Source organism: Streptomyces sp. NPDC001220 (assembly GCF_053597895.1).
On sequence record NZ_JBSFJE010000024.1, the window covers coordinates 14,763 to 27,774 of the forward strand.

Annotated in this window: 10 protein-coding genes; 7 read left to right on the forward strand and 3 right to left on the reverse strand. The window is 68.2% G+C overall.

Translation table 11 applies throughout. The features are described from left to right. Positions 1-34: 34 nt before the first annotated feature. Complete coding sequence (locus ACWDGI_RS39485; protein WP_450767652.1) at positions 35-205, forward strand: hypothetical protein; 171 nt, start codon at positions 35-37, stop codon at positions 203-205. Here ACWDGI_RS39485 and ACWDGI_RS39490 read toward each other — a convergent pair. Further along, positions 194-517 carry a hypothetical protein gene (locus ACWDGI_RS39490; protein ID WP_450767829.1) on the reverse strand — a complete coding sequence of 108 codons (324 nt, stop codon included), beginning with the start codon at positions 515-517 and terminating at the stop codon, positions 194-196. The two genes, ACWDGI_RS39485 and ACWDGI_RS39490, sit on opposite strands and share 12 nt — an antisense overlap. Before the next feature lie 56 nt (positions 518-573). Then, positions 574-1,035 carry a GNAT family N-acetyltransferase gene (locus ACWDGI_RS39495; protein ID WP_450767654.1) on the reverse strand — a complete coding sequence of 154 codons (462 nt, stop codon included), beginning with the start codon at positions 1,033-1,035 and terminating at the stop codon, positions 574-576. Positions 1,036-1,738: 703 nt separating this feature from the next. On the opposite strand from ACWDGI_RS39495, the gene ACWDGI_RS39500 reads away from it, so the two are divergent. The 4 genes from ACWDGI_RS39500 to ACWDGI_RS39515 all read left to right on the forward strand — a co-directional run bounded on the left by ACWDGI_RS39500 (position 1,739) and on the right by ACWDGI_RS39515 (position 7,505). Continuing rightward, complete coding sequence (locus ACWDGI_RS39500; protein WP_450767821.1) at positions 1,739-2,722, forward strand: ABC transporter permease; 984 nt, start codon at positions 1,739-1,741, stop codon at positions 2,720-2,722. Position 2,723: 1 nt separating this feature from the next. After that, positions 2,724-3,656, forward strand: coding sequence for an ABC transporter permease (locus ACWDGI_RS39505; protein WP_450767656.1), 933 nt, complete (start codon positions 2,724-2,726; stop codon positions 3,654-3,656). Beyond that, positions 3,653-5,746 carry a dipeptide ABC transporter ATP-binding protein gene (locus tag ACWDGI_RS39510; protein WP_450767658.1) on the forward strand — a complete coding sequence of 698 codons (2,094 nt, stop codon included), beginning with the start codon at positions 3,653-3,655 and terminating at the stop codon, positions 5,744-5,746. The genes ACWDGI_RS39505 and ACWDGI_RS39510 overlap by 4 nt, the downstream gene beginning before the upstream one ends. A gap of 70 nt (positions 5,747-5,816) precedes the next feature. Then, positions 5,817-7,505 carry an ABC transporter family substrate-binding protein gene (locus ACWDGI_RS39515; protein WP_450767660.1) on the forward strand — a complete coding sequence of 563 codons (1,689 nt, stop codon included), beginning with the start codon at positions 5,817-5,819 and terminating at the stop codon, positions 7,503-7,505. Positions 7,506-7,783: 278 nt separating this feature from the next. Here the strand turns inward: ACWDGI_RS39515 and ACWDGI_RS39520 are convergent, their stop codons facing one another. Further along, positions 7,784-9,490 carry an MFS transporter gene (locus ACWDGI_RS39520; protein ID WP_450767662.1) on the reverse strand — a complete coding sequence of 569 codons (1,707 nt, stop codon included), beginning with the start codon at positions 9,488-9,490 and terminating at the stop codon, positions 7,784-7,786. A 404-nt stretch (positions 9,491-9,894) separates the two neighbouring features. Between ACWDGI_RS39520 and ACWDGI_RS39525 the strand changes: the two genes are divergently transcribed. Next, positions 9,895-11,967, forward strand: a complete 2,073-nt coding sequence (locus tag ACWDGI_RS39525) for a glycosyl hydrolase family 28-related protein (protein ID WP_450767664.1) — start codon at positions 9,895-9,897, stop codon at positions 11,965-11,967. Positions 11,968-12,225: 258 nt separating this feature from the next. Beyond that, positions 12,226-12,999, forward strand: coding sequence for a methyltransferase domain-containing protein (locus tag ACWDGI_RS39530; protein WP_450767666.1), 774 nt, complete (start codon positions 12,226-12,228; stop codon positions 12,997-12,999). The last annotated feature ends 13 nt before the right edge of the window (positions 13,000-13,012 follow it).

Here is a 13,012-nt window from a genome sequence, read left to right on the forward strand (position 1 = left end):
GGCAGACCACAGGTATCCGTTCAGGGTGTGTCAGATGACCATCCTGGTGGGCGTTCCGCCCGCTTCACGAACATCCCGCCAACTCTCGGTTGCGGCCGAACTTTCCGACGGCCGCGAGCATCTCAGCGCCGGCATCGCCGTGCCGGGGGTGGCGCGTGACGGCTCGGCCAGGACACCGGAGAAGCTCTGCCGGTCACCCTCCTGACGCACGGCAGCGGTGCGCGGCCCGAACCACGTCGGTGAGGGCCCCTCTTCGACGGTTCAGTTCCGGTGGGTGCCGACGAGGTCGGCGAACTCGTCGGGCGTGGCGAGCCGGATGCCGAGTTGTCCGGCCTTGGCGCGCTGGCTCGGGGTGCCCGGCCTCGTACGCGGCGATCGAGCGCACCAGCCGGTCGTAGGCGTCGTCGTCCAGCGGCGACGTGCCGCCGGCGTAGTACGCGGCCGCCGCCCCGACGGCCTCCTCGACCGCCTGCGTGTAGGCGGCGGTGTCCACGATCTCTGCTGCAGGTGTCGTCATGTCCCGCATCTTGCCGTCCACCACTGACAACGGGCCGGACGTGAGGAATCAGGACGTCAGCTCTGAATCCTGCGCAGGTACTGGGTGAGGGTACGGCCGGGAATCGACCCGGAGGGAACACGGCCGGCGGGGATGCCTCCCATGGCCTCGTAGAAAGGCTCGGCGTTCGGGTCCGCGTCAATGGTGAACTGGGCGAATCCCAGCGCCTCGGCAGTCTCGACAGTATGAGTGAACAGCAGACGGCCGATGCCCTGACCGATCGCGTCCGGCTCGACGAACATCATGCCGAGGACACCCTGTGGCGGTTCACCCTCGAAGGTCGTGAAGCCCACGATGTCGCCGTCGCGCTCCGCGACGACCGTCCGCCGGCGGGCGAGCTCTGGCCCGCTGAGCGTGAGTTCCTCCCGACACGAGGCGAGAAACTCGGCGTCATACCCCCAGTGGGCCTTCGAACGTAGCGCCAGATCAGATAAGAAGCCCGCTTCCTCATCCCGGGCCGGCCGGATCGAGATCGTCACTCAGCACCTCCACAGAGCTGTCGTCATCACCCCATGATCCACCCACGCGATTCCGGGAACGGGCGATCCAGGGAATGCGACCAGTGCTTTCAGACAGGTACTGAGCTCGCTGTCTGACGTGCCGACCTGAGCAGTGCCTCGGCTTTTCCGACGGCGATGACGGTCGGCGCGCTGTCAGTTCGTGTTGCCGATGACACCGCGGGCTGCGAGGCGGAAGTCCTTGACTGCCTGGTAGCGCGCTGAGGTAGCCGGCGTACGCGTCGCGGCGGTGCTGACGGCGCCACTGATCATGCTGTGCCCGTGCCTGTGCCCGGCCGCTCATGATCGCGGCACCAAGAGTGGTGGCAGAGCCGACAGCGGCGCCCAGCGGCGCGGCGAGTCCTGCATCCATGGGGCCAGTCTGCGATGGCGGGGCGGCTCCGGACAGTCGAAGTTCGTGACATGCACATTGCGATCACATGGCAGGCCCGCTGGAAGGCTGGCGCGGAACGTGATCACCGCCGAAGAATTATTCGTGGTCGGCCCACTCACCCGCTACGCAAAGAGCAGGGCCGCGGCACACAAGCGCACCGCCGCCTCAGCCAGGGCGGTGTGTTCATGTCCGTCCAGAAAGCATCAGGCCCATGCCCAGACCCGGCACACCTCCGCCGGCCCTGCGTGCGGTTACCGCCGCCGCATCCCGTTCCTGCAGGAAGGCGGGCTCGTGGTCCGCCATGTGATACGCAAGGCCGCAGGGTGGCTGGCCATGATCGTGGTCGCCACCAATGTGACCTACCTGCTTGCCGCGTGGTTCCTCGACCCGAGGTCCAACTACCGGGGGCTGCGGCCGGTGCGTACGGAGGAACAGATCGATCGGTCTCTGGCACCGTACAACCTGGATCCGCGGGTCCCTTTGGCGGACCGGTGGTGGCACTGGTTCAGCAACGTGGTCCTGCACTTCGACTGGGGGAAGTCCCCGGTCGGGGCGTCGGTCAACTCGGAGATAGGTTTCCGGGTCGTGGTCAGTGGCCAGTTGGTCACCGCGGCCACGCTGCTGTCCGTGGTGGCGGGTGTGGCGCTCAGCGTGTTCACCGCCTCCCGCCAGTACGGGTGGTGGGACCGCATCACCCAGCTCGTCTCCGTGTTCCTGTTCAACGTCCCGACGGCTGTCGCGGCGCTGGCAGTCGTCTTCGCCGGGATCTGGCTGAACCAGCACCTCGGATGGCGCTTCCTGTACGTCGCCGGGGAGAAGTCGCCCACCGTCACCGGACTGTGGCCGACGATCGCCGACCGCTTCCAGCACCTCATCCTGCCGACACTGTGCCTGACTCTGCTGGGCTATGTCGGCTATCACCTGACTCAGCGTTCGCTGCTGCTGGACAGCATCAACTCGGACTACGTACGCACCGCCCGCGCCACCGGGCTGACACGCGCCCAGGCGATCCGCCGGCATGCGCTGCGCGCCTCGCTGATCCCGACCGCCACGTCGGTGGCATTCAGCATCCCGGCCATCTTCACCGGCGCGGTGATCACCGAGACCGTCTTCGGCTGGAACGGTATGGGCCAGTACTTCATCCAGACCATCGGCAAGAACGATGTGCACGGCGCCGTCGCCGTCGCCGCGTTCGGAGCCGCCATGACAGCGATCGGTGCGGTCCTGGCCGACATCGCGGTCGTCCTCCTCGACCCCAGGGTCAGGGTGAGCTGACATGACGACCACGGTGCCTCCTCTGCCCGAGCCACTCGATCCCGGCGCGGCGGACCTTACGCTGACACCCCGTCTGGGCAGCGGCCGTCTGTACCTGCGGCGGTTCGCCCGGAACCGTCCGGCCCTGCTCGGAGTGGCGCTCTTCGTACTGCTGGTGCTCTTCAGCGTGTTCGGCGGCGCGTTCACGCACTTCGCCTACACCGACGTGGACTTCACCGCGCTCACCCAACCACCCAGCTCGACGCACTACTTCGGCACCAACCAGGGTGGCAACGATGTCTACGCCGAGGCCGTGCACGGCCTCCAGCGCTCCCTGGTGATCGCGGTCAGCGTCTCGGTGCTGACGATCGTGCTCGCCGCGGTGATCGGTTCGGGCGCGGCGTACTTCGGCGGCCGGGTCGAGAAGCTGACCTTGATGGTCATCCACTTCCTGCTCGTCGTGCCGTCGTTCCTGATCCTGGCTCTGGTCTCGCACCGCCTTGCCGGGGACTGGCGGGTGCTCATCCTGGTGCTGACCGTCTTCGGCTGGATGTCGACGGCGCGGGTCATCTGGTCCGTCTCCACATCCCTGCGCGAGAGGGACTACGTGCTCGCCGCCGAGTTCATGGGGGTGGGGCCCTGGCGGATCGTCATGCGGCACATCATTCCCAACCTCGGTTCCCTGCTCATCGTCAACTTGACACTGGGAGTCGTCGCCACCGTGCTCAGTGAAACCGCCCTGTCCTTCCTCGGTTTCGGGGTGCAGCCCCCGGACGTGTCACTGGGCACGATGCTCGCCGACGGATCGGGCACGATCACCAGTGCGCCGTGGCTGTTCGGCTACCCGGCCGCTCTGGTGGTGCTGCTGACGGTGTCGATGACGCTTGTCGGAGACGGACTGCGTGACGCCTTCGACCCGACGTCGACCACCGGGGCGCTCGGGGGCCGGCGATGACGTTGGCAACCCCCGGGACGCACCCGGCGGCGGAATCCGCGGCAACGGCGCCGGTGCTGTCCGTGCGGGACCTGAGTGTCTCCTTTCCTTCCGAGGCCGGACCTGTCCAGGCCGTACGCTCAGTGAGTTTCGACGTCCTGCCCGGACAGACGCTCGGCATCGTCGGCGAGTCGGGGTCGGGCAAGTCCGCGACGGCCATGGGCATCATGGGGCTGCTGCCGGAGGCCGCCCGCGTGTCGGGCCGGGTGCTGCTGGGCGGCCGTGATCTGGTCGGGCTCAACGACAGACAGCTGTCCGCGGTGCGCGGCAAGGACATCGGCATGGTCTTCCAGGATCCGCTGTCCGCGCTGACCCCGATCTTCTCGGTCGGCAGGCAGCTGTCCGACGCGCTACGGGTGCACCAGGACCTGACGAAGCAAGCCGCGTGGATCCGGGCGGTCGAGCTGCTGGACCTGGTCGGAATCCCCGACCCGCACCGCAGTGCGCGGTCCTTCCCGCACGAGTTCTCCGGCGGCATGCGCCAGCGCGTCGTGATCGCAATGGCGATGGCGAACTCGCCGAAGGTCATCGTCGCCGACGAACCGACCACCGCCCTTGATGTGACGGTACAGGCGCAGATCCTGGACGTGCTGCGGACCGCTCAGGCCGAGACCGGTGCGGGCGTGGTGCTGATCACCCACGACCTGGGGGTGGTCGCCGGGTACGCGGACGAGGTCGCCGTGATGTACGCGGGCCGGATCGTGGAGCAGGCGACCGCGAAAGAGCTGTTCGGGCGTCCCACCATGCCGTACACGATCGGGCTGCTGGGCGCGGTGCCACGTCCCGAGGCACGGCTGGAGCGGCCACTGGTGCCGATCGGAGGCGAGCCGCCGTCACTGGTGGGCCCCTTGGCAGGGTGCTCCTTCGCCGATCGCTGTCCCGCCGTCGTCGACCGCTGCCGCACACAGGAACCCGTGCTCGCCACGGTCCCCGGGCACGGGCAGGTCGCCTGCCTGCGCGCCGGCGAAATAGCCGACGGCACACCGGTGGCGGACTCGATCTTCCCGACCGCGACGGACACCGAGGGGCCCGGCCGCAGTCGGAGCGTCTCGGGCGAGACAGTGCTGCGGGTCGAGGGCCTGGGCAAGACATTCCCGGTCACCAAGGGAGCGCTCCTCAAACGCCGTGTCGGTACGTTGCACGCGGTCAGCGACGTCAGCTTCGAACTGCGGGCCGGTGAGACGCTCGGCCTGGTGGGCGAGTCCGGCAGCGGAAAGACCACCACGTTGCTGGAGATCATGCGGCTCAGGCGGCCCGAGAGCGGCTCGATCGAGATCGCGGGCACGAACGTGGCCGCTGCGGGCTCCGCCGAACAGACTCGAGCACTGCGCCGCGCGGTACAGATCGTCATGCAGGACCCCATGGGCTCCCTCGACCCACGGCTGCCCGTCTTCCAGTTGCTCGCCGAACCGCTCCAGGCCGTGGGCACGGACCGGGAGACGATCCGGGCCCGGGTGAGCGAACTCCTGTCCCTGGTCGGGCTGGACGCATCGGTGACGGACCGCTTCCCGGGCGCCCTCTCCGGCGGGCAGCGCCAGCGCGTCGGCATCGCGCGAGCACTGGCGACCGAGCCGCGGATCGTGGTCCTGGACGAACCCGTGTCCGCCCTGGACGTGTCCGTACAGGCCGGCGTCATCAACCTGCTCGGCAAGCTCAAGCGTGACCTGGGCCTGGCGTACCTGATCGTCGCGCACGACCTCGCGGTGATGCGCCACGTGTCCGACCGCATCGCCGTCATGTACCTGGGACACATCGTCGAGACCGGCGACACCGAAGAGCTCTTCGCACACGCCAGGCACCCGTACACCGAAGCGCTGCTGTCGGCGATTCCGGTACCCGACCCGCAGCTGGAACGCTCCCGGGACCACATCGTGCTGGAGGGCGAGCAGCCCAGTGCGTCGCGTCTGCCGAAGGGCTGTGTCTTCGTCGACCGCTGTCCGCTGCACCGCCTGCTCGACGACGGGCTGCGGCAACGATGCCGCACCGAACGGCCCTCCCTGCGCACCGCGGTCGCCGGCTCCGGCCACAGCTTCGCCTGTCACGCACGCTGACCGGTTCCTTCCCCAGCACGACGTCGCGCCGTGCGGCGTCGCCCCGCCCCCACAGAGAAACGGATCCCCCATGCGACCGAGAATCGCCCCGGCCTCCGCGCTCGCCGTGGCTCTCGCCCTTACCGCCACTGCGTGCAGTTCCTCGGGAACCGATGCGCCGGCCGCCGGGAAGGCGGCCAAGGACACGTCACCCTCGGTCGCCTCGGCGAAGGTCGACTACAACCCCCAGCCGTACGGCAACATCAAGGACGGAGGCACCTACACCACTCCCGGCACCTTCGACGACCAGGGCAACCCGTTCAACGCCAACGCCACCCTCACCGCGACACGCGTCTGGTTCTGGTACAACCCCGACGTCATCACCTACTCGCCCACCGGCGACGTCCAGTACAACCCGGACTACCTCAGCGACGTCAAGGTCACCGTCACCGGCGGCAACCAGCGCGTGGTCCTCACCCTCAACCCCAAGGCCACCTACAACGACGGCACCCCGATCGACTGGCGGGCCGTCAAGGCGACCTGGCAGGTCAACAACGGCTCGAACAAGGACTACAACGCCAGCAACACCGAGGGCTACCGGAACATCGCCTCCGTCACCCGCGGCGCCGACGACCGGCAGGCTGTCATCGACTTCAAGGGCGTCGACCCGTGGTGGTCAAGCCTGTTCACGACCCTCCTCAACCCCAAGGCCGCCACGGTCGCCAATTTCAACGACGCCTACGTGAAGAAGGCGCATCCCGAGTGGGGCGCCGGCCCCTACACCGTCGGCACCTTCGACACGAAGAGCGGCAACCTCACCTTCGTCCGCAACCCGAAGTGGTGGGGCAAGAAGGGCAAGCTCGACAAGCGGATCTACGTCAACCTGGACTCGGACGCCGCGGTCAACGCGTTCAAGAACGGCCAGGTCGACTACGCCTCCACCGGCAGTGCCGAGGGCGTGAAGCAGATCAGCGGCGTCAACGGCACCGAGATCCGCCGCGGCGGCAGCCCCTTCGAGTACTCGCTCTACGTCAACTCCAAATCGGCAGCCCTGAAGGACGTCCAGGTGCGCAAAGCACTGCTGGAGAGCATCGACAGAACACAGATCGCCAAGATCCAGTTCCAGGGCCTGGACTACTCCGAGCCACTCCCCGGTTCGGCACTGCTCTACAGCTTCCAGAAGGGCTATGCGGACAACGTCTCATCCGTGATCAAGTACGCGCCCGACGACGCCAAGAAGATCCTGGACTCCGCCGGCTGGAAGGCCGGCGGCAACGGCATCCGGGAGAAGGACGGCGCCGAACTCACGGTGGGCTACACCCTGCTCGGCGACGACCCACTGGACAAGGCCACGGCCAACGCGTTCGCCGCGATGCTGAAGCCGGTCGGCATCCAGGTCGACATCAAGAAGGCCGACGAAGCGGACTTCGCCAAGATCCTGAGCGACCGTGACTTCGACCTCTTCTTGTCCGGCAACCGTTCCACGGATCCCTTCGGCGCCCGCTACCTCTACCAGTTCTACGGCACAGACAGTGACTCCAACCTGACCGGCACCGGAACCCCGGAGCTGGACAAGGAGATCCACGCAGCGTCCCAGATATCCGACCCCGGCAAGCAGACCGCCCAGGCCAATGCCATCGAGCGCAAGGAACTGGCGCAGTACGCCTTCCTGCCGCTGTTCAGCGGTCCGTCCATCTACGGCGTCAAGAAGGGCCTGGCCAACGTCGGCGCCACGATCTTCGGCACCCCCCTGCCGGAGACCGTAGGCTGGCAGAAGTAACTTCACGGGAGAGGCCGGAAATCCAAAGAGGGCTCCGACCGGTACCGGTGGGCACATGGGACAGGTCGTGACGGGGCTGCGCGTGGTCTCGACGGGCTGTTGGCCGTTCCTCGGCCTGAAGGCAGAAGGCGCCCGGCTCGGGCCGCCTGCTGAGGCAACGCCTCAGCAGGCCTCGCGCCCTCGCCACCAGCCTGGTTCAGACCGGCTTGGACCAACATCTCACCTGCCGTGTCCCGCGTCCGGCCGCCCCGTCCACGGACGGCCGGCTCCGCCTCTGATCACTCCGTGGCGGCGGCGAGGGCGGCCAGCTCGCGGTTGACGGCGGCTTGGTGCGCCTCGGCGTCCAGGCGCGCCTTCCTCGGGCTCCAGCGGCCCGCCATCACGAACACGAAGGGCAGGAAGAGCACCTGGCCGCCGACGCAGATCCACCACCAGGTGCGCCATTCGCCGGGCCCGTCCTTCGACGCCTTCTGGACCTTGGCGCCGTACTCCTGCAACAGCTTGAGCTGTGGCCCCGCCTTCTGCACGACGGCGAGGTTCTCCGGGCCGACCTCCTTGGCGGCGCGGGCGCCCAACGCGGGCGGCACGGTGGCCGGGGTGTACTTGTTCAACTCGGCGAAGATGTCCGGGTGCGCGTTGACGATGGCCAGCGCGGGCGCCGCCTGCGCCGAGGCGACCTTGACCTCGGCGCCGTGCTCCACGAGCGGGGTGACGGAGGTGACCAGTACCGGGATGAAGGCCGCGGAGACGGCCACCACGATGCGCACCGTCCAGCCCCAGACCGCCAGGCCCGCCGCGGTCGCCGCCGGGTTGTGCTTCTCCACCGTCTCGGTGAAGCTCGCCATCCAGGGCGCGTAGGCGATGCCGCTGAAGACGCCGATACCGATGAACAGCCAGGCGAAGGTGTAGTAGTCGGTCGTCAGGTGGGTGGCGCGGGTGGCGAAAACGGCGGTCACCACGACGGAGCCGACCGCGCCGAAGATCATGAAGGGCTTGCGCACCTTGAGCCGGTCGGAGAGCAGGCCGACCAGGACCAGGGCGATGGCGTTCGCCGTCCAGTACCAGTTGGCCAGCGCGTTGGTGCGCTGTTCGCTGTAGCCGAAGACGGTGGAGAAGTAGACGACGAAGTTGCCGACCGCCGCGTAGTACAGCAGCAGGAACACGGCGATGGCGAAGGCCGAGCCCAGCACGTCCAGGCGCATCATCTGCCGCCACTCACCGCGGCGTACCGCCTCGGTGTCCAGCCCCTTGGCGCGGGCTTCGACCAGCGCCCGGTCCCGCAGCGTCACCATGATCTGGTCGCGCAGTGCCGGGGACAGCTCGCGCAGCGCGAAGACCGCGACGACGAAGACGACGAACCCGGCGATCGCCGAATAGCGCAGTTCGTCCTGCCAGGTGGCGCTGTCGAGGGTGTTGCTGGTGACGGTGGTGACCACCAGGGAGCCGATGACCGGTCCCATCGTCCAGTACCCCATCGCGGTCGCCCGGCCGAGCTGCGGGGAGAAGTCCCTGATCAGCGCGGGGGTGGCGACCAGCACGATGCCCTCGATGAAGCTGACGAGCGCGAAGAGCACCAGATAGGTGGTCTTGTTCGCCGCGTTCGGCAACCCGAAGAAGACCAGCAACGCGGCGATCAGCAGCCCGTAGACCACCAGATTCGCCCGGCCCCAGCGGTCCGCCAGACCCGCCACGAGCGAGGCGAAGGCCCCGACCGCGTTGCCGATCACCGAGACCCAGATGAAGTAGCGATACGTCATACCGAAGTGCGTGATGATCGACGTCGCCACCGCGTACTGGATGTACAGCATGTAGTACAGGACGACCGTGGTGACGACCACGATCGCGAGATAGACCATACGGCGAACGGTGGGCGGGTAGTCCGCCAGTTCGCGGCGGTACAGCCAGGCCAGCGGGGCGCGGGGGTCCGCGGAGGGCGCAGCGGGCGCGGGTCTGTCGGCGTCGGACGGTGTCGTGGCGGCGGACATACGGCTCCTCCCAGGGATACCCGGAACCGGGTGTTCGCATCGGTGTGACGAGCATGCGCGGAGGCCCGGCTCCGAGAGCGTGGGCAGAGGCTAGTACCGACTGGTCGGTACGCCTAGGGGGTCTGCGCGAGATCATGTCCCGGGTTCAACAAGGGCCGGCGACGGTGCGGGTGCCGAACGCCGATCGAATGGTCCGAAGGCCCGGATGCCAGATGCCATCCTGCAAGGAATCGACAATCGCTTGCAGGATCTGCACTAAAAGATGGAAGGAGGTGTCCGACGTCTTGTCCGGCCGTCCTGTCGCGCCTAATGTCCCGGTACGCAGCGGCACGGCCCGTTCCCGTCGTGCTGCCGTGCACCGAGCTGCCCTCGGTGACCTCCGCTCCCAGAGAAACGAGAATCCGATGGCGCGGTACACCAACCACGTGGCTGCGGAGCGGCTTTGGGGCCGTGCACGAAGACCGGGTCGGACCCTCGTGGCGCTGACCGCGGCCGCCGCCGGACTCGTGCTCGGGCTCGGCGCTCCGGCCCCGGCGGCGTCAGGGCACGGCGGCCGGGAGGGCACCCCGACGGTGACCCGGGCCGGGCTCGATCCCGCCCTCGTCGCGGGGCGGGGCGCCGCGGTGGACTTCGTCGAACAGGAGGCGGAGAACGCGGCGACGAACGGCACCGTCATCGGCCCCGACCGCACCGCGTACACGCTCCCCTCGGAGGCATCCGGCCGCACGGCGGTGCGCCTGAAGCCGGGCCAGTACGTCGAGTTCACCCTGCCGCGCGCGGCCAACGCTCTCACCGTGCGGTACAGCATCCCCGACGCTCCCGAAGGCGGCGGCATCACCGCGCCCCTCGACGTCTCCGTGGGCGGCGGCCACCGCACCACGATGACCCTCACCTCGCAGTACTCCTGGCTCTACAACCAGTACCCGTTCAGCAACGACCCCCAGGGCGACCTGCTGCACCCCGACTGGTGGATCACCGAATGCGGTTGCGTTCCCGCCGCGACCAGCCCGACGCCCACCATCGACAAGCCGTTCAGGCCAAGCCACTTCTACGACGAACAGAGACTGCTGCTCGGCAAGCGGTACGCGGCCGGTGACACCGTCCGCCTCACCGCGCCCAGGAACAGCACCGCGGCCTGGACCGTGATCGACCTGCTCGACACGCAACTCGTGGGCGCGCCGCATGTCGAGAAGCACGCCGCGAACGTCATCGCGTTCGGAGCCGATCCCACCGGCCGGCGTGACGCGGGCGACGCCTTCGACCGGGCCATCGCCTCCGCCAGGAAACACCACCTCAAGGTGTACGTACCGCCGGGCACGTACCAGGTGAACCGTCACATCACCGTGGACGACGTGACGATCGTCGGGGCCGGCAGCTGGTACAGCATCGTCAAGGGCCACCAGGTCACCCTCGACACCCCCGCCCCCGACGGCTCGGTTCACACCGGTGTGGGCTTCTACGGCAAGGACGCGGCGGACGGCGGCAGCCACGACGTCCACCTGTCAGGCTTCACCGTCGAGGGCGACGTACGCGAACGCATCGACACCGACCAGGTCAACGCCGTCGGCGGGGCGCTCAGCGACTCGACGATCGACGGCCTCTACCTGCACCACACCAAGGTCGGCATGTGGTTCGACGGTCCGATGACCCGCCTGCGCGTCACCCGCACCCTGATCGCCGACCAGATCGCCGACGGCCTCAACTTCCATACCGGCGTGACCGATTCGAGTGTCTCCGACACCTTCGTCCGCAACACCGGCGACGACGGCCTGGCCATGTGGTCGGAGAAGACGGGCGACGCGCGCAACGTCTTCGCCCACAACACCGTGCAGACCCCGGTCCTCGCCAACGGCATCGCCCTGTACGGCGGCACCGACAACACGGTCACCGGCAACCTCATAGCCGACCCCATCAGAGAGGGCAGCGCCATCCAGGTCGGCTCCCGGTTCGCTGCGCAGCCGTTCGCCGGACAACTGAAGATCACGGACAACACCACAGTCCGTTCGGGGCCGTTCGAGCTCAACTGGAAGATCGGCCTGGGAGCCATCTGGTTCTACGCCCTGGAGCGGGACATCGACGCCGACATCCAGGTCACCGGCGACCATTTCCTCGACAACACCTACAACGCGATCATGCTGGTCTCCGATTTCCCGGTCAAGGACAAGTACGCGATCCGAGGTGTCCGTTTCAAGGACATCCGCGTGGACGGCACCGGCACCTCCGTGCTCAGCGCCCGCTCCGCCGGATCGGCGTCCTTCGAGAACGTGGACGCCCGTAACGTCGGCGCGGTCGGCATCAACAACTGCGGATCCTTCAACTTTCCGCCCTCCGGCTCCGAGTTCGCGGTGAACGACCTCGGGGGCAATGACGGAGGTGGCACGACCGGCCCCTGGCTGGCGTCCTGGGAACTGCCGAACACCATCACCTGCGACGACCGGCCCCCGGTGGCCCCGCCGCCGGCCCCGGCTCCTTGGTGAGACACGCCGGGCGACGTAGTCACACCACCGCTCGCGGGGGGAGCGGAAGGGAGCGATAGGTCCGGGGACGCTCGAAACCCCTGGGGGCCGGTACCGGCCCCCAGGGTGAGGGCCGGCCGTGGACGCGGTACTCGACATGCACATCCCGTCGGCGCCGCCCGCCCGGTCGCCCGGTTCGGAGCGGTGGAGTCCGTAACCGTGCGGCAGCGGAGTCGAGTTGCTGGCTCGGAGCCCTGTCGGCCTGCTTGACTTGCGTGTATGCAGACGCCCCTCGGTGTGACCCGTCCGGAGCAGGCCTCGTACATGTTGCGGGCGGCGGCCGGCAACGCCGGCCGTGCCTACAAGCAGCAGCTCATCGACCTGTTGGACATTGCGCCCGGTCAGACCGTGCTGGACGTCGGCTGCGGTCCAGGTACCGACCTTCCGGCACTGGCTGAGCGAGTCGGTGAGGACGGCTCGGTGATCGGCGTCGACCGCGATCCGGCCATGCTCGCCCAGGCACGCGAACGGACCAGTGGCCTTCGCGGAGTGGAGATCCGGGAGGGCGACGTACACGCGCTTCCCATCGATCCGGGATCGGTGGACCGAGCCAAGATCGACCGGGTCCTGATGCATGTCGAGGAGCCCGAGGCAGCTCTCGCTCAGTTGCACCGAGCCACTCGACCCGGGGCTCTCGTCGGGCTCGTCGAGCCCGACTGGGACACGCTGGCCGTCGATGCGGAGGATCGTCAGACCAGCCGCGACTTCACCCGCTACACCACGGAGGAAGTAGTCCGTAACGCCACCATCGGACGCAGCCTGGGCCGGTTCGCCGAGGGGGCGGGCTTCCGTGTGGAGACGGTGGTCGCGACGACACCGGTCTTCCGGGACTTCGCCGACGCGGACCACACGCTGGGGCTTGGCCGCAACATGCAGCAGGCCATCGACGACGGTTACGTGCAGCGGGACCGCGGCCGACGGTGGTTCGCCAGTCTCACCGAGGGCTCCTTCTACGCCTCGTTCACCCTCGTCACCGTGATCTGTTCCAGGTGATCTGAGAATCGGT

Excerpts from the sequence above, each read along its gene's own strand:
- ACWDGI_RS39485 (WP_450767652.1), top strand. The coding sequence starts at position 35 with ATGACCATCCTGGTGGGCGTTCCGCCCGCTTCACGAACATCCCGCCAA.
- ACWDGI_RS39490 (WP_450767829.1), bottom strand. The coding sequence starts at position 517 with ATGACGACACCTGCAGCAGAGATCGTGGACACCGCCGCCTACACGCAG.
- ACWDGI_RS39505 (WP_450767656.1), top strand. The coding sequence starts at position 2,724 with ATGACGACCACGGTGCCTCCTCTGCCCGAGCCACTCGATCCCGGCGCG.
- ACWDGI_RS39510 (WP_450767658.1), top strand. The coding sequence starts at position 3,653 with ATGACGTTGGCAACCCCCGGGACGCACCCGGCGGCGGAATCCGCGGCA.
- ACWDGI_RS39515 (WP_450767660.1), top strand. The coding sequence starts at position 5,817 with ATGCGACCGAGAATCGCCCCGGCCTCCGCGCTCGCCGTGGCTCTCGCC.
- ACWDGI_RS39520 (WP_450767662.1), bottom strand. The coding sequence starts at position 9,490 with ATGTCCGCCGCCACGACACCGTCCGACGCCGACAGACCCGCGCCCGCT.
- ACWDGI_RS39525 (WP_450767664.1), top strand. The coding sequence starts at position 9,895 with ATGGCGCGGTACACCAACCACGTGGCTGCGGAGCGGCTTTGGGGCCGT.
- ACWDGI_RS39530 (WP_450767666.1), top strand. The coding sequence starts at position 12,226 with ATGCAGACGCCCCTCGGTGTGACCCGTCCGGAGCAGGCCTCGTACATG.